At 59.7% G+C, this 16,555-nt stretch carries 14 protein-coding genes and 2 pseudogenes; 6 read left to right on the top strand and 10 right to left on the bottom strand.

Going from position 1 to position 16,555, the window contains the following annotated elements; translation table 11 throughout:
- Window positions 1–95: 95 nt before the first annotated feature.
- A complete protein-coding gene (locus GCT13_RS34350) occupies window positions 96–791 on the bottom strand; it encodes an IS110 family transposase (RefSeq protein WP_152765993.1) in 696 nt (231 codons plus the stop codon).
- A gap of 98 nt (window positions 792–889) precedes the next feature.
- Here GCT13_RS34350 and GCT13_RS34355 point away from each other — a divergent pair.
- Window positions 890–1,588: pseudogene (locus GCT13_RS34355) on the top strand (aquaporin); the annotation flags it as partial.
- Window positions 1,589–2,188: 600 nt separating this feature from the next.
- On the opposite strand, the gene GCT13_RS34360 reads toward GCT13_RS34355, so the two are convergent.
- Both GCT13_RS34360 and GCT13_RS34365 read right to left on the bottom strand, forming a co-directional pair.
- Window positions 2,189–2,395, bottom strand: a complete 207-nt coding sequence (locus GCT13_RS34360; RefSeq protein WP_152765997.1) for a YbdD/YjiX family protein — start codon at window positions 2,393–2,395, stop codon at window positions 2,189–2,191.
- 12 nt (window positions 2,396–2,407) lie between these two features.
- Window positions 2,408–4,486, bottom strand: a complete 2,079-nt coding sequence (locus tag GCT13_RS34365; RefSeq protein WP_152765999.1) for a carbon starvation CstA family protein — start codon at window positions 4,484–4,486, stop codon at window positions 2,408–2,410.
- A gap of 201 nt (window positions 4,487–4,687) precedes the next feature.
- On the opposite strand from GCT13_RS34365, the gene GCT13_RS34370 reads away from it, so the two are divergent.
- Window positions 4,688–6,103: a cache domain-containing protein gene (locus tag GCT13_RS34370; protein ID WP_152766001.1), complete on the top strand. Its 1,416-nt coding sequence runs from the start codon at window positions 4,688–4,690 to the stop codon at window positions 6,101–6,103.
- Window positions 6,100–6,741 (top strand): response regulator, encoded by a 642-nt coding sequence (locus tag GCT13_RS34375; protein WP_152766003.1) that lies wholly within the window; start codon window positions 6,100–6,102, stop codon window positions 6,739–6,741. The genes GCT13_RS34370 and GCT13_RS34375 overlap by 4 nt, the downstream gene beginning before the upstream one ends.
- A gap of 42 nt (window positions 6,742–6,783) precedes the next feature.
- On the opposite strand, the gene GCT13_RS34380 is transcribed toward GCT13_RS34375, so the two are convergent.
- The gene (locus GCT13_RS34380) at window positions 6,784–7,056 is read right to left on the bottom strand and encodes a hypothetical protein (protein WP_152766005.1); all 273 of its coding nucleotides are present in this window, start codon (window positions 7,054–7,056) and stop codon (window positions 6,784–6,786) included.
- Between the two features lie 39 nt (window positions 7,057–7,095).
- Window positions 7,096–7,565, bottom strand: a pseudogene (locus tag GCT13_RS34385) (IS5 family transposase); the annotation flags it as partial.
- Window positions 7,566–8,344: 779 nt separating this feature from the next.
- Here GCT13_RS34385 and GCT13_RS34395 point away from each other — a divergent pair.
- Complete coding sequence (locus tag GCT13_RS34395) at window positions 8,345–9,166, top strand: D-alanyl-D-alanine carboxypeptidase family protein (RefSeq protein ID WP_407670904.1); 822 nt, start codon at window positions 8,345–8,347, stop codon at window positions 9,164–9,166.
- Between the two features lie 83 nt (window positions 9,167–9,249).
- Here the strand turns inward: GCT13_RS34395 and aspA are convergent, their stop codons facing one another.
- From aspA to GCT13_RS34420, 5 genes are all read right to left on the bottom strand, one after another.
- On the bottom strand, window positions 9,250–10,668 hold the full coding sequence (gene aspA, locus GCT13_RS34400; protein ID WP_152766011.1) for an aspartate ammonia-lyase: 1,419 nt from the start codon (window positions 10,666–10,668) through the stop codon (window positions 9,250–9,252).
- Between the two features lie 92 nt (window positions 10,669–10,760).
- A complete protein-coding gene (cuyB, locus tag GCT13_RS34405) occupies window positions 10,761–12,221 on the bottom strand; it encodes a cysteate racemase (RefSeq protein WP_152766013.1) in 1,461 nt (486 codons plus the stop codon).
- On the bottom strand, window positions 12,218–13,495 hold the full coding sequence (locus GCT13_RS34410) for a dicarboxylate/amino acid:cation symporter (RefSeq protein ID WP_152766066.1): 1,278 nt from the start codon (window positions 13,493–13,495) through the stop codon (window positions 12,218–12,220). Before GCT13_RS34410 ends, cuyB begins: the two co-directional genes overlap by 4 nt.
- Window positions 13,496–13,673: 178 nt before the next feature.
- Window positions 13,674–14,588 (bottom strand): LysR substrate-binding domain-containing protein, encoded by a 915-nt coding sequence (locus GCT13_RS34415; protein WP_152766015.1) that lies wholly within the window; start codon window positions 14,586–14,588, stop codon window positions 13,674–13,676.
- A 259-nt stretch (window positions 14,589–14,847) separates the two neighbouring features.
- Window positions 14,848–15,207: a winged helix-turn-helix transcriptional regulator gene (locus GCT13_RS34420; RefSeq protein WP_321574811.1), complete on the bottom strand. Its 360-nt coding sequence runs from the start codon at window positions 15,205–15,207 to the stop codon at window positions 14,848–14,850.
- Between the two features lie 130 nt (window positions 15,208–15,337).
- Here GCT13_RS34420 and GCT13_RS34425 point away from each other — a divergent pair, with 130 nt between their 5' ends.
- On the top strand, window positions 15,338–15,751 hold the full coding sequence (locus GCT13_RS34425; protein ID WP_152766017.1) for a DoxX family protein: 414 nt from the start codon (window positions 15,338–15,340) through the stop codon (window positions 15,749–15,751).
- A gap of 12 nt (window positions 15,752–15,763) precedes the next feature.
- On the top strand, window positions 15,764–16,507 hold the full coding sequence (locus GCT13_RS34430; protein ID WP_152766019.1) for an SDR family NAD(P)-dependent oxidoreductase: 744 nt from the start codon (window positions 15,764–15,766) through the stop codon (window positions 16,505–16,507).
- Window positions 16,508–16,555 lie beyond the last annotated feature (48 nt).

Consider the following 16,555-nt stretch of genomic DNA (forward strand, 5'->3'; position numbering starts at 1 on the left):
ATCCGCAAACAGTCGGTGGGGCAAAGGGAAGGCCCAATCAAAACCATGGCTTTGCACCAGTCGCAATACTGGGCTCGTTCCCCTTGCACCACCTTTTAGCCAAAGCAGCGGGTTACCTCAAATGACTTGTGCTCCCGAAGCATGTGATAGCAGGCGCGCGCCAGTTTGTGCGCCAGCGCCTTGATCGCCACAATCGCGTTTCGCGCGCGTTTCTTGCGCTCGTAAAAGCGCCGGGCTTCCGGGCACGAGCGTATCGCGAAGTTGGCCGCCTCGACAAACGCCCACGCCAGATATTTGTYGCCGTTCTTCGTATTGCCTTCGCCTTTCTTCTGCCCACCAGTATGGCGTGAGAACAGATTCTCGATTGCAAGGATCTGGGCCGTACGACACTGCACCAGTTGGATCCGCTTGCGAGAGAGGTCCCGCACCGGACGTTGTTCTGGTGGATAAATGTAGCCTTCAGGCAATAGTCCCAGACGCAGCAGCTGTGCGAGATGGGCGGCATCGGTGAAGTCACCACTGTATTTCAGTCCCTCGTACTGCCTGATTGCCGCGGGGTTGGCCAGATGCACCCGGTAGCCATCGTCTATCAGTTGATCCACAAGCCAGTACCAGTTATACGTTGCTTCGATGACCACGCCCACCAGATCTTCGCGGTGCGGCGCCAGCGCCGCCCGGATCTGCACTGGATCGTTCGGCAACCGTCGCTGGTAGACAACCCGGTCAGCGTCATCGCTGACGACGACCACACTGTTGTTCGAGTGCAGGTCGATTCCACTAAACTTGTCCATGCCGGCCTCCTGTGCGTCACGTCGGTGTTCGCACCCTGACTGTACGCCGGCCGTTCGATTCGAACGGAGGGAGGTCGGCTATATGATTATCAAAACCTCTCAAGCGCAAGGTCTTCGCCGAGCTGTTGGGTACTGCCGCGCTGCTCGCGGTGGTGATCGGCTCCGGCATCATGGCGGAACGACTTGCAGGCGGCAATGTGGCGATCGCCTTGCTCGCCAACACGCTGGCAACAGTGGGCGGGCTGTATGTGCTGATCGAGGTCTTCGGACCATTGAGCGGTGCCCATTTCAATCCGGCCGTCAGTGCCGTCATGACGATGCGTGGCGAACTGCCTGCGCGTGAACTGCTGCCGTATATCGCTGCACAGCTGGTCGGCGCACTGCTCAGCGCGTGGCTTGCGCATGCAATGTTCGATCTGCCCAACGTCGAGCTATCGGGCAAGGTTCGCACGGGAACCGGGCAATGGATTGCCGAAGCAGTGGCCACCGCCGGCTTGCTGCTCGTTATCTTACGCGCACCGGCCGGACGCGCGTCGATCCTGGTGGCTACGTACATCGGTGCTGCATACTGGTTCACGGCGTCAACGTCGTTCGCGAACCCGGCCGCTGCATTCGGCCGCATGTTCAGTGACAGCTTCGCAGGTATTGCGCCATCGAGCGTACCCGGCTTCGCCATTGCGCAGCTGGTTGGCACGGCACTTGGCCTCGCACTGAACGCAGCGTTTGAACAACGCAAGCAACGCGTCGGCCACCCGAATCTGATTGAATCCTCAGGCGAGCACGGAGACGCTCGCTGACGCGAGCCTCTGGTCAGTTATCGCCTCAGCAGGCCCTCAAGGGCCTAGGCGTTAGCGCTGATAAGTGTGCGCTCAGGCAAAAAGCACACCGTTTCTTAACCTCCGCTGGGACGGCCACTACCTGCTTGCTAGCTGCCGTTCGAATGTCACAAAGAGGATGTCAACGACCGTCTCATCATCGCCGACCGCAGACCGACGGTTGGGCTGCTGATGACGAACCCAAACGCGCCAAGTTGATGCGGTACTTCTACGCCTGAAGAAAGCCGACAGCGGGCGCGCAAATCGGACCGTGGTGACGCTGGCGATCTTCGGCCTATATCTGCGCACGGGTCGGACGCACGGGCGTTTCCTGTGAATTTTAAAAATTCGGTTCGCGTGGATTTTCTACAAATTATCTGTGTGGTACGGACGGGGATATAACGAGCCAATTTTCGGCGAAAACCTTGCTGGACAAGGCATTGCGGTCACCGATCCGATTAGCGGCGGCAAAGAAATTGAGTGTCGCCCCGCGCAGGAGGCAACGCCCGCGCCGCGAGGCGCATCGCGGATGCCCGCGGTAAGCCAGGCATACAAAAACTCAGCGCCCGCGGGCAGAAAACGTCAACAGCACTTCCCAACCCCACCCCCATATCTAGCCGCCTGCCGCTCGCGAAAGAACTCTGCGTAGCTCATCACAGCGCGGTCGGGATGCAACCGCTTCATATGTGAGATGTACGTGTCATAGTCGGGCAAGCCGACCATCAACCGCATGGCTTGCCCGAGATATCGCCCGGCGTTGCGCACATCATCGCTTAAACCAGAAAACATCGCACACCCCGCTCAACGAGTGCCACTCGCACGCTGCCCCGCAGGCAAAATTTCAAACGGTGTTTCAGCCACCGTAGGCCGATCATCACGACGTGCGCGCAGCACAGCAAGCGCCCCATACACGACGACACTCACAACGACGAAAATAAACGCCCCAGCCAGCGCCGCATCGACATAGTCGTTGAACATGATCCGATGCATCTGCGCAATCGACTTCGCGGGCGCGACGATCTTGCCTGCATCGGCGGCTTCGCCGAGTTTCTCGGCATGCGCAAGGAAACCAACCTTCGGATTTACATCGAAAATCTTCTGCCATCCGGCCGCCATCGTGCAGATCAAAAGCCACACGGTCGGCACGAGCGTAACCCACGCGAACCGCTCGCGCTTCATCTTGAACAGCACCACCGTGCCAAGCACCAGTGCAATCCCCGCGAGCATCTGATTCGAAATGCCAAAGAGCGGCCACAGCGTATTGATGCCGCCAAGCGGATCGACCACGCCCTGATACAGGAAGTAGCCCCACGCCGCGACGCACAGCGCCGTCGCGATCAGATTGGCCGGCAGCGAATCCGTGCGCTTGAGCGCAGGGTTGAACGTGCCGAGCAGGTCTTGCAGCATGAAACGTCCCGCGCGCGTGCCCGCATCGACGGCCGTCAGGATGAAAAGCGCTTCGAACAGGATCGCGAAGTGATACCAGAACGCCATCATCGCCTGCCCGCCGATCACCTGATGAAGAATCTGCGCCATGCCCACGGCCAGCGTCGGCGCGCCGCCTGCACGCGCGACGATCGTCGTCTCGCCGACGGCCTTCGCGGTTTGCGTCAGCATGTCGGGCGTCAACACGAAGCCCCATTGCGACACAGTCTGCGCAACGGCATCGGGCGTGGTGCCGAGCACGGCGGCGGGCGCGTTCATCGCGAAGTAGATGCCCGGCTCGATCACGGCGGCCGCGACGAGCGCCATGATCGCGACGAACGATTCCATCAGCATCGCGCCATAGCCGATGAAGCGCGCGTTGGTTTCGTTGTCGAGCAGCTTCGGCGTCGTGCCCGATGAAATCAGCGCATGGAAACCCGACACCGCGCCGCAAGCGATCGTGATGAAGAGGAACGGGAACAGATTGCCCGACCATACGGGACCCGTGCCGTCGACGAACTTCGTCAGCGCGGGCATCTTAAGTTCCGGCGCGACGATCAGAATGCCGATCGCGAGACCAAGAATCGTGCCGACCTTCAGGAACGTCGACAGATAATCGCGCGGCGCGAGCAGCAGCCACACGGGCAACACCGATGCGATGAAACCGTAGCCGATCAGAATCCACGTGAGCTGCGTGCCGCTGAACGTGAACCACGCGGCGAGCGCTGCGGAGTCGTGCACCTGCTGGCCGAATGCGATCGATGCCATCAGCAGCACGAAGCCAATCACCGACACTTCGCCGATGCGGCCCGGACGAATGTAGCGCGTATAGACGCCCATGAAGAGCGCAATCGGAATCGTCGCGGCGACGGTGAACGTGCCCCACGGCGAATTCATCAGCGCCTTCACGACGATCAATGCGAGCACGGCGAGAATGATCACCATGATCAGGAACGCACCGAAAAGGGCGATGACGCCGGGCACGGTGCCGAGTTCCATCTTCACGAGATCGCCGAGCGAACGTCCGTCGCGGCGCGTCGAAATGAAGAGCACGATGAAGTCCTGCACTGCGCCCGCGAAAACGACGCCCGCGAGAATCCACAGCATGCCAGGCACGTAGCCCATCTGCGCGGCGAGCACGGGGCCGACGAGCGGACCCGCGCCCGCAATCGCCGCGAAGTGATGGCCGAACAGCACATACTTGTTGGTCGGCACGTAGTCGAGGCCATCGTTGTGCCGCATGGCAGGCGTCAGGCGCTTGCCGTCGAGCTGCACGACGTGGTTCGCGATGAAGCGGCTGTAGAAGCGATAAGCGATCAGATAGACGCACACGGCGGCGATCACGACCCAAAGGGCGCTGACCTTCTCGCCATGCGCGAGCGCGATGGTGCCGAACGCGAACGCGCCGAGGAGCGCGACTGCCGTCCACACCAGAAAACTGGATGCCCGGTTCATGGGTGTCTCCAATATAGTTACGAACGCCCGTCAGCGCCGCTGGCCGGGCCCATTGCAGCGCGTTGAGAAGGCGCCGCGCATGGTCGAAGATGTGCCATGCTTTGGGCGTGTAGTATTCGTCTTCGTCGAGTGCGCCACAAGCGCACAACTACGTAAGCGCGCTACGTAGTTCTACGTAGGCTCTCCGACCGGTTTTTCCAGATGAAACTCAAAGCGAAGATGTTGCTACTCGCTGTCGTGCCGTTCCTGGCCGCGATCGCCGGCATTGCATTCGGTGTGCGCCATCAGGCGACGGCGCTTGCTACGGCGCAGCACGACACGACTCAATCGTCCTATATGGCGAGCAAGGAAATCGAGTTGCGGCATTACGTCGATCTCGCGACCAGCGCGATCAAGCCGCTTTACGACGAGGCGGGCAGAAGCGCGCGCGACGACGCGATCTTGCGCGACCGCGCGCTCGCCGTGCTCGAAAAGATGGACTTTGGCAAGGACGGCTACTTCTTCGTCTACGATATGCATGGACGCTCGCTGATGCATCCGCGCGAGCCGGCCCTCGTCGGCCGCGATCTGTGGACGTTGCGCGACCCCGCTGGCTCGCTGACCATCCAGCAACTGATCGCTGCCGCGGCGCGGGGCGGCGGATACGTACGCTATGTGTGGCATCGTCCGTCCACGGGCAAGCTCGCGCCGAAGCTCGGCTATGTCGTGCCGCTGGCGCGCTGGGGATGGATGCTCGGCACGGGTATCTATCTCGACGACGTCGATACGACGCTTGCGCGCATCGACCAGCGCGCATCCGCCGATATCGAGCACACGATGTTATGGATCGGTGCGATTGCACTGGCCGGCCTTTGCGTAATCGCTGTTTGCGCGCTGGTGTTGAACGTGAGCGAGTACCGCAGCGCGGATGCGAAGCTCAAGCGTCTTGCGCAGCAGGTTGTCGAGTCGCAGGAAATCGAACGGGCGCGGCTTTCGCGCGAACTGCACGATGGCATCAGTCAGATGCTGGTGTCCGTGAAGCTGTTGCTCGAATCGGCGCTGGCGCGTTTCGAACTGAGCGAGGCGCGTGTGCAGCCGGCGGAAGCTGTGTTGTCCACGGGCATCGGAAGGCTTGGCGATGCATTGCGCGAAGTGCGTCGTATTTCGCATGCGCTGCGTCCCTCGATGCTCGACGATCTTGGCCTTGCCGCGGCGCTCGAACAGCTGACGCGCGAACTGAGCGCGCAGAGTCATCTGTCAATTGGCTTCACGCAGATTGCGCACGATCACGCCGCGCACTTGCCCGATACGGTGAAGACGGCGCTCTTCCGTATCGCGCAGGAAGCGTTGACCAATATCTTCAGGCACGCGCACGCGACTCGCGCGGCGTTGTCGCTCGAAGTGTCGGCCGGCAATGTCACGCTTTCGATCAGCGACGACGGACGCGGCTTCGATGTCGAGCGCGTGCAGGCCGATCCGCATGCGGGCGTCGGTCTGCGCAATATGCGCGAGCGGCTCGAGGCGCTCAACGGCAACCTGCAATTCGATTCGCGCGCGGGCCATACAATAGTCACGGCGACCGTGCCGCTTTTCGTGAACGGCACGCTTCGGGAAGAACTGGAGGCGAACCACTCATGAGCGATTCAAAGGACGCTGCGCGCCTCATCCTCGTCGACGATCACCCGCTCGTGCGCGACGGCTTGCGCGCGCGGCTGGAGGCTGTGCCGGGCTTTGCCATCGTCGGCGAAGCGGGCAATGCGGAAGAAGCGCTGACGCTCGCGGCTGCGCACGAGCCGGATCTCGTGCTGATGGACGTCGGCATGAACGGCATGAATGGAATCGCGCTGGCTGGGCTCTTTCACGAGCGCTTTCCGGGCATACGCGTGCTGATGCTATCGATGCACGACAACGTCGAGTATGTAACGCAAGCGGTGCGCGCCGGCGCGAGCGGCTACGTGCTTAAGGATTCGCCCGGTGCTGAAATCATTCGCGCGATCGGCGCAGTGCTGGCGGGCAAGACGTTCTTTAGCGAAGGGCTGGGTGCGCGGCTCATCCACGCTTCGGCGATTCGCGATCCTATCGAACGTCTGACGCCGCGTGAACGCGATATTCTCGATCAGCTTGCCGAAGGGCTGTCGAGCAAGCAGATCGCACAACGCAACGGGCTATCGGTGAGAACCGTCGAAACGCATCGGCTGAATCTGAAGCGCAAGCTCGAGATTGAAGGGCAGGCGGAGCTGATCAAGTTCGCGGTCGAGCATCGGCGGTCGGGTTGAGCCGACCGCCGTTGAGTTCAATATCGCGTCGATCGGATGGTGTTACGTGTGCGTATCCGTGCGTCCCATCGCGGTGTGCTTGCCACGATTGAAGTGATGACCGATATGCGTTTGCGCGCGCTCGCTTACCCGGTCGCTCGCGCGGTCGCGTCCTTTGTCGCGATCCGCTGAGACGTGGCCGTTGGTGTTGCTCGTCCCTTTGCTGGTCATGTCACCGGCCGACATGCAGCCCGCGTGGCCCATGCCGGCTCTGACGTCAGCACCGTGATCGCGCGCCATGCACGCCGTCGATGCTCGCAAAGCGTCCGTATTCACGCACGATTTCAGCCGTTGATCGCTTCATGCTATTAGATGCTAGGTGATGTGCACATTTACAACCGGCCCAAATGCGCAGGCAAGCGACGCAAGCTCGAGATAGCTGTCGGCGAGCTTGTCATATCGAGTGCAGACACGGCGAAAATGCTTGATGCGATTGAAGAAGCGCTCAGCCAGGTTGCGCGTACGGTACAGCCCACAGTCGTAGCGGCGATTTGTCTTGCGATTCGAGCGCGGTGGGATGACACCCTTCGCGCGGGTAGCCCGAATCGCTTTCACGAACGCGTCGGAGTCGCAGCCCTTGTCTGCGATAACCGCTCGGGTGCGCAAATGCTCAAACAGTTATACCGCACTCGAGATGTCGGCGATCTGCCCTTCAGTGACGATCAGTCGCAACGGACGCCCCGTCGAACCGATTGCCAGATACAGCTTGGTGCTCGGTCCACCCCCGGGAACGACCGTGCGCTTGCAGCCCACTTTTTTGTAACACCGGCCGAATGCTGGTGTGCCCAATCCGCAAAACTGCCCGGAGCATCCATGAATCTGCGCCTGATGAAACGAGGCGTATTGCGAACAGGGTCGACCGCTTGCGACTGCGTGGGCAAACAGGCGCACACGATGAGTTCCTTCTCGCAGCAACCGCACAAAATCTGCGACGAATGGCGAAATGGCTCGCACCACCACGCACCGGCAACTGAGTTGCCACCGCGTGACGGCTCTTGCGAGCAAGAAGCGCAGGAGCGATAGCGCAGTTCGAAAATCCGTGACTTCTCAGGTCCGCGGTCGCTGCTTCTCGCGGTTCGATATTCCTACGTGGCATTGAGGGCGACCGGCTCAGATCGACCCACATCGGCCGGTCGAGCTGAAACAGCTTTGATGGCTGCTCCCGGAATGCTTCAGACGTTCGGCGCCTCCGCATCTTGAAACAGACCGAGCGGCGCGGCGGGCGCGTAGACTGGCAAATCTCGTCTGTGTGGCTGGTATCTTGCTAGTTCGACATGGATCCATGCGAGACCGGCATCATGCGGCGGGCCCTTTCCGCATATCATGGCCGCCTTCCACCCGCCTATACAGACTGTTCGCATTCCCCGCAGCACCCGCGACAGGATGCATCCACAGCGTGCGGTCTTACCACAACCTATTCACAACGCTTCAAACCTTGACGTCACGGCTATCAAACTCTCTTTTTCTGCTCTCGCTCACCGCGATAGGCATTGCATCGTGCCTCAGCGCACCAGGCGCAAGTGCTGCAGCACAACCACCGTATGACATTCATGCAGCGTCATGGATGTTAGTTGATGGCGAATCGGGCCAGGTACTGGTCGAACACAACGCGGACGCTGAGCGGCAGCCAGCATCGCTCACCAAACTCATGACAGCGTATATCGCGCTTGATGCCCTGAAGCGCGGGTCGGTGCGTTGGGACGAGAAAGTGGCTGTTGACGCGCCAGACATTGGTGAGGTCGGCGGCGATGAGGCAAGGATGTATCTGGTGCCGGGGCAGCACGTACCTGTCAGAGATCTTGTTCAGGGTCTCATTGCCGCATCGGCAAACGATGCCGCCCTGGTGCTGGCCAGGCGCGTTGGTGGCTCGCCTGCCGGATTCGAGCAGCTGATGAACGACACCGCCCGAAAGCTCGGGATGGCCCACACCCACTTTTCAACGCCGTCGGGCACCACAACGCCTGGAAACTACTCGACCGCCCGCGACCTTTCCACGCTGGCCTTGCGCCTGACCAAGGATCTCCCAGAGTACTACACCTTCTCATCCGAGCAGCACTTCGCCTATGGGAAGTTCGAAAAGCGGAACAAGAACTGGCTGCTCGGGAAGGACCCTTCAGTCGACGGTATGAAGACTGGTCACACGCAGGCAGCCGGATACTGCATTGTTGCCACTGCAAAACGGAAGCAGAGCTCCCCTCCGATGATGCGTCGCGTGTTCGCTGTCGTCCTGGGCGCACCCACGGCTAACGACCGTATAACGGGTGCGGGCAGCCTCCTGAACTATGCATTCTCAGCGTACAAGGACTATCCCCTCACGGACGATGCGAGACATCATGTCGTTACGCGCGTGGCCGAGCCAAAGCTGGTGCAGACCAGCAGCCCTTGAAGTCGTCGGCAGTTGAGGACGCGAGGTCGTAACATGCTCGAGGCCGGGGCGGACAGCGACTGGCCCCCGCGCCCCTCACCTGATCATCGCAAGACGATGGACTGTCTGGGCTGGGTCAGCATCGCCGGCCGAAGAATTTCATCCAGTTGTACCTGGGTGAGAAGGCCACGCTCAATGACAATCTCCGCCACGCTCTGGCCGGAAACGAGTGCCTGCTGCGCGACCTGGGTTGCATTCACATACCCGATGTAGGGGTTCAGCGCGGTCACAATGCCGATCGAGTTCTCGACAAGTGACTGCAGTCGCTCACGGTTCGCGGTAATGCCGTCCACGCATTTTGATGCCAATGTCAGGCATCCCGCCCGAAGATGCGCGACGCTCTTGAAAAGACTGTGCGCAATAACCGGCTCAAACGCGTTCAACTGCAATTGACCTGCTTCTGCCGCGAAACTGACCGTGACATCGTTACCGATCACTTCGAACGCAATCTGGTTCATCACTTCCGGGATAACCGGGTTGACCTTGCCCGGCATGATGCTGGAACCCGCCTGAACGGGAGGGAGGTTGATTTCCCCAAAGCCTGCCCGCGGACCACTGGAGAGCAACCGGAGGTCATTGCAGACCTTCGAGAGCTTGACGGCTACGCGCTTCAGTACACCCGACAGTTGCACAAACGAGCCGACGTCCTGTGTTGCCTCAACGAGATTCGGCGAAGTGGTGACGGGAATTCCTGTGACCGAAGCAAGGTGATGGCATACAAGAGGCGCATATTCAGGCGACGTGTTGATTCCAGTACCGATCGCGGTCGCCCCCAGGTTGATTTCGCAGATCAGCTTTGATGCCTCCATCAGGCGATCTTCGTCTTCGCCCAGCATCACGGCAAAGGTACTGAACTCCTGGCCCAGCGTCATTGGCACCGCGTCCTGCAACTGCGTCCGCCCCATCTTGAGGTCGTTTTTGAACTCCTCGGCCTTTCGTTCGAACGAGGCACGTAGCACGTCCATTGCATGCACGAGTTGAACAATACCCATATAAGCAGCGATTTTTAGCGCAGTCGGATAAACGTCGTTGGTACTTTGCCCCAGATTGACGTCCTCGTTGGGGTGCAACGCTGCATAGTCGCCACGTTGACAACCGAGGTACTCCAGCGCGAGATTGGCAATAACCTCGTTTGCATTCATGTTCGTGGACGTGCCCGCGCCGCCCTGAATGACGTCGACCACGAACTGGTCATGCGCCACGCCCTGACGAACCGCCTGGCAGGCCTGCACGATAGCCTTCAGTTTGTGCTCCGGCAGCAGGCCCAGCTGGTGATTGGCAAGTGCAGCCGCCTCCTTGACGCTGGCAAGCGCGTTGACGAGATTCGGGTATGTCGAAATTGGAATGCCCGTGATCGGGAAATTCTGGAGCGCGCGCAGGGTATGGACGCCGTAATACGCCTCCTGCGGAACCGGCAGGTCGCCAAGAAGATCGTGCTCGATACGTTGAGTCGAAACCAGCATTTGATGCTCCAAAGGAAAAGGCAAACCGATGAGGCGCCCGGTCAGTTCTCGAACCGGGCGACGAAAGCTTTTGGGGTCGAGCTGGTCTCAGCTCAGTTGTTGGGGCCGCCCTTCGCGTAGGCGATGCATTGCCTCGCGAGGACTTCAGTGGGGTCAACCAGTTGCACGCGCCCACCGTTACGGCTGACAAATTCGCCAGCCGGAAGAAGGATTGGGAGCTCTGTACATCCGAGGATGATGACTTCAACGCCCTCGGCAATCAGTCCGACGACTGCTGCGGTGATGTCTTCCTGACACTGACCAGTCGTGAAACCTGCCTTGACGCCATTCTTTCCGTAGATAGCATCCATCACACGCGCCTGCAACGCAGCGCGAGGGGCCACCTGATGCAGCCCCTGCGATTCGAGAGCCTTCTGGTAGACACCGCTGCTGATCGTGCCTGACGTGCCCAGCACGCCGATATCGCGCAAGACGGGAAAGGATTCACGCAGGTAGCGCACCGTGACGGTGAGCATGTTGACGATAGGTATCCCGAGATACGGCTGGATCCGGTCAACGAACGCATGTGCAGTGTTGCAGGGGATTGCGATGATGTCGGCGCCACCATCTTCCAGCTTTTTGCACGTGGCGTAGAGCGAGACCGTCGGGTCCACCCCTTCACTGATCAGGTTTTCTGTTCGGTCGGGAATCTGCGGATTCTGCTCAACCAGAAGCTTGATGTGATCCTGGTCGCGCGACGCCGGCGTATGACGGACGACCTTGTCAAGGAAATCGACCGTCGCAGCGGGACCTACGCCACCCACCACGCCGACCTTGAAAACCGGGGCAGGTGAACCGGGACGGCCAGACACGACATACTGTGCATACGCCATGTTGGAATCGACAAGTGGCACCGGCAACTGTCCGATTTCCTCGGCGACGAGGGCGATCTCCGTCATGCCCGGCACGATGACGTCGGCGCCCTGATCCACGAGGCTCTCGCACGCAGTGCGCAACAACTCCACAGGGCGGCCACGGAGATTTCCGCTCTTGATACCGTCAGAGCCATAGATAGCTTCGGTTACCGTATCGGTATCGTCGGTAATACGCGGATGCACGACCTCGAATTCGGGAGCGGCGAAATACCGTTCAAAGAGCCGCTTTTCACGAGCATAATCGGATGCGAGCACGCCGATACGTTTCGCGTCGGGGAACTTCCGCTGCACGTGGCTGCGAACTGCTTCGACAATATCGACAATAGGCAGGCTCGTATTCGCTTTCAGTTCGTCGATAAATGTGTGACTCAGAAAACACGGGAGCACGACCATCGTTACCCCGCGCTTCTCGAAATCCCGGATCATGTCGAAGATGTACAGTTTGCGCTCCGTCGTTGCAGTACTGCCCGCCCCCGCTCCCCTGAACGGGCGCTGCTCGAAGATAACCTCGGCATGCTCGGCGTCGGAGGATGCCGGCGTCGCCTTCACGATCTTGAAGAACACATCGGCACTTGCCAGCGGGCCCAATCCTCCGACTATGCCTAGCTTGCGTCGGCTTTCCGCCACAGTCGCGCTCATCGTGCACTGGCCTCCACCTGCTCAAAGGAGGCGTCCGTCGACTTTGCTTCGCGTGCGGCTTCCCATTTTGCGATGACAGCTGTCGCAACGCTATTACCAATCACGTTGGTCATCGTGCGACCCATATCGAGAATCTGGTCGATCGCCAGGACCAAAGCCACGCCGGCGACAGGCAGATGAAACATCGGCGCGACAGCCGCAACGACGACCACCGACCCGCGCGGCACACTTGCCATTCCCTTGCTGCTCAACATCAGAATCAGCAACATGAAGATCTGCTGCGACACTGGCATCTGGACACCAAAGGCCTGGGAAATGAAAATCGCCGCGAACGCCTGATACATCATCGAACCGTCGAGGTTGAATGCGTAGCCCAGCGGCAACGTGAAGCCGACCACCTTCTTGTCGACGCCGAACTTCTCCAGTTGCTCGGTGAGTCGCGGATATGCGGCCTCGCTGCTTGCCGTCGAGAATGCAATCATCGCCGGTTCACGGACAGCCTTCAGCAGACTCCCCACCTTGCGGCCAAGAAACACGTAACCGATTGCGATGAGGATTGCCCAGAGGATCAGCAGCCCGAGGTAGAACGACCCGATGAGCTTGCCGTAGGTGTAGATCACGTCAAGGCCACGCAGCGTCACGGAAGAAGCGATGGCGCCGAACACGCCAAGCGGCGCAGCACGCATGACGTAGTTCGTGAGCCGAAGCATCACAGGGACCATTCCGTCAATCGCCTGGATGACGACGCCGACACGCGAGTCGCGCTTGAGTGCACTAAGGCCGACACCAAGGAAGAGTGAGAAGACGAGGATCTGCAGGATGTCATTGCGGGCCATCGCGTCCAGCAGGCTAGTCGGGAATGCGTGCGTGATCACGTCCTTGACGTTCAGTGCCGCCGTGTTGAGCCCCGTGTTCACTTCGCTGGAGTTCTCAGTCAGATGCAGACCTGCGCCGGGTTCCAGCGCGTTGGCCATGACGAGCCCGAGCGCCAGAGAGATGAGTGATGCGCTGATGAACCATCCAACCGAGCGCAGCCCAATCCGGCCCACATCGTCGCCGCTATCCATCCCCGCCAGCCCCGACACGAGTGTAACGAAGACCAGCGGCGCGATGATCATCTTGATCAAACGCAGGAAAATATCCGTGACAATTGAAAAGTAGCCAGCGACCGCTTTCAGCGTGGCGAGGTCAGTAATGTTCGTGTGGCACGCGTAGCCAGCTCCGACTCCAAGGAGCATGGCTACCGCGATGCTCAGGGTAAGGCGATTCTTCATGGTCATCCGTCCTGTGACGGCGTGGACGACGGGAAGTGGCCGCCACGCGCGGGAGAAGAAATGAAAGCGGCGCTGGAAGCTCCGCTTTCACCGTAGAACGGATGGTAGGGACGTTCAAAAAGACGCGAATGCTGTTATGACATGCGCCCATGCGAAATTCGCATAACGCGGGAAAACCCTATTCCAGCGTGGCGGAGCCGGCGCGCAGGTGATGCCAGAGCGTATCCAGGAATTCGCTGCGATTCGTTGCATCACGATATGCGCGCAGTTCCACCTGCAGGTGCCAGCTCGCCGGCCCTGCTGGTACGAGGTCGCCATCGGCAAGCTCTTTCGTAATCGTGCTCCTGGGAAGCCAGGCCACTCCTTCCCCCTCCATGACGAGTTTCTTCAGAACTTCCGCCATGTCGGACTCGTAGTGCAGTCGCAACGACAGCGCGTCCGATGCCTTCTTCAACAGCAGCGCCTGGCAACGTCCGAAGTAACTTGTTTCGGTGTAGGAGATAAGGGGCAGCGGACGTTGCTTGGTCCCCGGCAGGCGGAACTTGGGAGCCGAACGCTCGTTTGACCTGCTGGTTGGCATCAGGGTATCGAGACCGACGGTGAGATGCTCGTACCTCGCGGGGTCGAGATGGAGGGGGAGCTCCGGATGATGATAGGCAAACATCAGCTCGCAATTGCCGTTCACGAGCATGAGAATCGAGTCGTGGACGTTCGTCGGAATTACGCGCGCCCGTACCTCCCCGAATTGTGGCGCGAGCGCTTTGAGCCATGTCGGAAGAAAGTTCAACGCAATTGTATGTCCCGCGCAAATCTGCAGACTCTTCCCCCCAATACGCTGTTCGGTGCGAATGATGGCCCGCGTATCGAGAAGTCGGGCAAGGACATCGTCGGCAACTTCGCGAAACAGTTGACCAGCGGGTGTCAGGACGGGAGGAAAGCTGCTGCGGTCGATCAGGTCAGCGCCGACCCACTGCTCGAGTGACTGGATTCTGCGGCTGAAGCCGGACTGCGTGACATTGCGAAATTCAGCGGCGCGGGAAAAGCTCTGATACTGTGCAAGAGCGATGAAATCTTCAATCCATTTGATTTCCATGTTGGCCTTCGGACCGTCTTCGGAATCGTCGATTTTAGCCGTACAGTGACCATAGAGATCGGTTCGGCTGCAGATGCCAGCTCACCGATGAGCGGCTGCTTGTGGCCGGATCCACGATCGACTGGTCGGATCGCGACCGATGTCCCCGCCTCCGTGGGCTTTAGCATACGGTGAATCTGCAGACGACTCATCCATTGGAGCCGTTGGAACTGCTCAACGCGGTTGCGCCGATCGTCCGGCGACGTCGCTAGCGCCATTGTCATCCCATCTTTGACCTGGGCGCTTTGGCTTTTCGCCCACGCGAAGTGGGCTTTATCGGCACGCTCCGTTCATACTCATTCCACCAGGCCGTTAGTGCCTCCATCGTGGGTCCAAGCCCGCGGGCCTTCTGAGTGATCTCGTACTCGACGCGCGGGGGTACTTCCGCGAATACGGTGTGCGACACCAAGCCATCCGCCTCCAGTTCACGAAGCTGCGCTGTCAGCATGTGCTGCGTGATGCCGGGAATTGCTTTTCTCAGCTCGCCGAAGCGATAGATCCGCTGGTTGAGTAGCCACATTATTTCAAGCTTCCATTTGCCGGAAAGGAGCGCGAAGGCACGCCGCATTTCGTCGTGCATGTTGATCTCGTCATCGCTATTGGTCCGGTTTCCCATACTTAAGTGCCATTTTTTCATCCTACTTGCGAGATTTCAACTTACGCGACATTCTCATGCCAAGTCGACTGGATGACTTGCAAAGGAAAACCTCATGCTTGAGAACTATGTATATTGGATCAGCACAGCACTGTTGTCGCTGTTGTATCTGGTCTCCGTTTACCTGTACGTGACCAAACGAGACTTGGTGAAGCAGGCCCAAATCGCGCTGGGCTACTCCGCCGATCATCTAGTGCCCTTCATGATCGTCGTGAAGATCCTGGGCCCTGTCGCCATTCTCTCGCGGCTGAGTGTTCCTCTCAGTGATTTCGCCTATGCCGGCATTTTTTATCACCTGATCTTGTCTGGCATGGCACATCTCGGTGTGCGCAATCCGAAGGCGGCCGTGCCAGCAGTCGTGGGCCTCGTGCTCCTCGCCATCTCATTCGCCACCCAAAACGCTGCTCGACAGGTTCCATCGCCCTATGCGCCGAGCCTGACGCAGCCAATCCACCAAAGTTTCAACTGAATGGAGATGTATATGGGCCGACTTAACGGAAAAGTAGCTATCGTCACGGGCGCCGGTCGAGGTATCGGTCGCGCTACCGCTAAGCTGTTCGCAGCGGAAGGCGCAAAAGTAGCGGTTCTTTCGTTCACCCCCGCCAATGTGGATACCGTTGTCGAGGAGATCAAGGCCTCCGGCGGCACGGCCCTTGGCGTGCCATGCGACGTCAGCGACGTAGAGCAAATCAACGCGGCGATCGCAAAGGTCGTCGAAACCTACGGCCGCATTGACATTCTCGTGAACAACGCCTTCGACCCCAACGCTCCCTTCTCGTCGATAATCGATCTCTCAGTGAAGCAATTGCAGCGCAATTTCGAGGTCGGCCCGATTGCCTATCTGCGCACGATGCAGGCCTGCTATCCCCATCTCAAGGCGAGCGGTGTGGGGCGAGTCATCAATTTTGGCTCGATGGCGGGCGTTGTAGGCCTTGTGGGTTACGGACCGTACAACATGGCGAAAGAGGCGGTTCGTGCCCTGATGCGAACTGCAGCGAAAGAATGGGGCGCCGATAAGATAACCGTGAACAATGTCCTACCGGTCGCTGAAACATGGGGCAAGGAAGCCAACGTGCCCGCGCCAACCAATCCGCTCGGCCGCTATGGATCGCCGGACGATGACATTGCGCCCGTTGTCCTTTTCCTGGCGAGCAAGGACGCGCAGTTCCTGACCGGTTACAGCCTCACCCCTGACGGAGGCTGGATCATCGACAACGCACGCTAATCCACGAGAGCAGATCCCCTTTCTGCATGACCGCACGGGGTCCTGGAA

This window comes from Paraburkholderia franconis (genome assembly GCF_009362735.1).
In the GTDB taxonomy this organism is placed as follows: Bacteria; Pseudomonadota; Gammaproteobacteria; order Burkholderiales; family Burkholderiaceae; genus Paraburkholderia; species Paraburkholderia franconis.

Bases quoted from the DNA above. Each gene is read 5' to 3' on its own strand.
- GCT13_RS34360 (WP_152765997.1), bottom strand. From the start codon at position 2,395: ATGTTTTCTGGTTTAAGCGATGATGTGCGCAACGCCGGGCGATATCTC.
- GCT13_RS34365 (WP_152765999.1), bottom strand. From the start codon at position 4,486: ATGAACCGGGCATCCAGTTTTCTGGTGTGGACGGCAGTCGCGCTCCTC.
- GCT13_RS34370 (WP_152766001.1), top strand. From the start codon at position 4,688: ATGAAACTCAAAGCGAAGATGTTGCTACTCGCTGTCGTGCCGTTCCTG.
- GCT13_RS34375 (WP_152766003.1), top strand. From the start codon at position 6,100: ATGAGCGATTCAAAGGACGCTGCGCGCCTCATCCTCGTCGACGATCAC.
- GCT13_RS34395 (WP_407670904.1), top strand. From the start codon at position 8,345: ATGTTAGTTGATGGCGAATCGGGCCAGGTACTGGTCGAACACAACGCG.
- aspA (WP_152766011.1), bottom strand. From the start codon at position 10,668: ATGCTGGTTTCGACTCAACGTATCGAGCACGATCTTCTTGGCGACCTG.
- cuyB (WP_152766013.1), bottom strand. From the start codon at position 12,221: ATGAGCGCGACTGTGGCGGAAAGCCGACGCAAGCTAGGCATAGTCGGA.
- GCT13_RS34410 (WP_152766066.1), bottom strand. From the start codon at position 13,495: ATGAAGAATCGCCTTACCCTGAGCATCGCGGTAGCCATGCTCCTTGGA.
- GCT13_RS34415 (WP_152766015.1), bottom strand. From the start codon at position 14,588: ATGGAAATCAAATGGATTGAAGATTTCATCGCTCTTGCACAGTATCAG.
- GCT13_RS34420 (WP_321574811.1), bottom strand. From the start codon at position 15,207: ATGCACGACGAAATGCGGCGTGCCTTCGCGCTCCTTTCCGGCAAATGG.
- GCT13_RS34425 (WP_152766017.1), top strand. From the start codon at position 15,338: ATGCTTGAGAACTATGTATATTGGATCAGCACAGCACTGTTGTCGCTG.
- GCT13_RS34430 (WP_152766019.1), top strand. From the start codon at position 15,764: ATGGGCCGACTTAACGGAAAAGTAGCTATCGTCACGGGCGCCGGTCGA.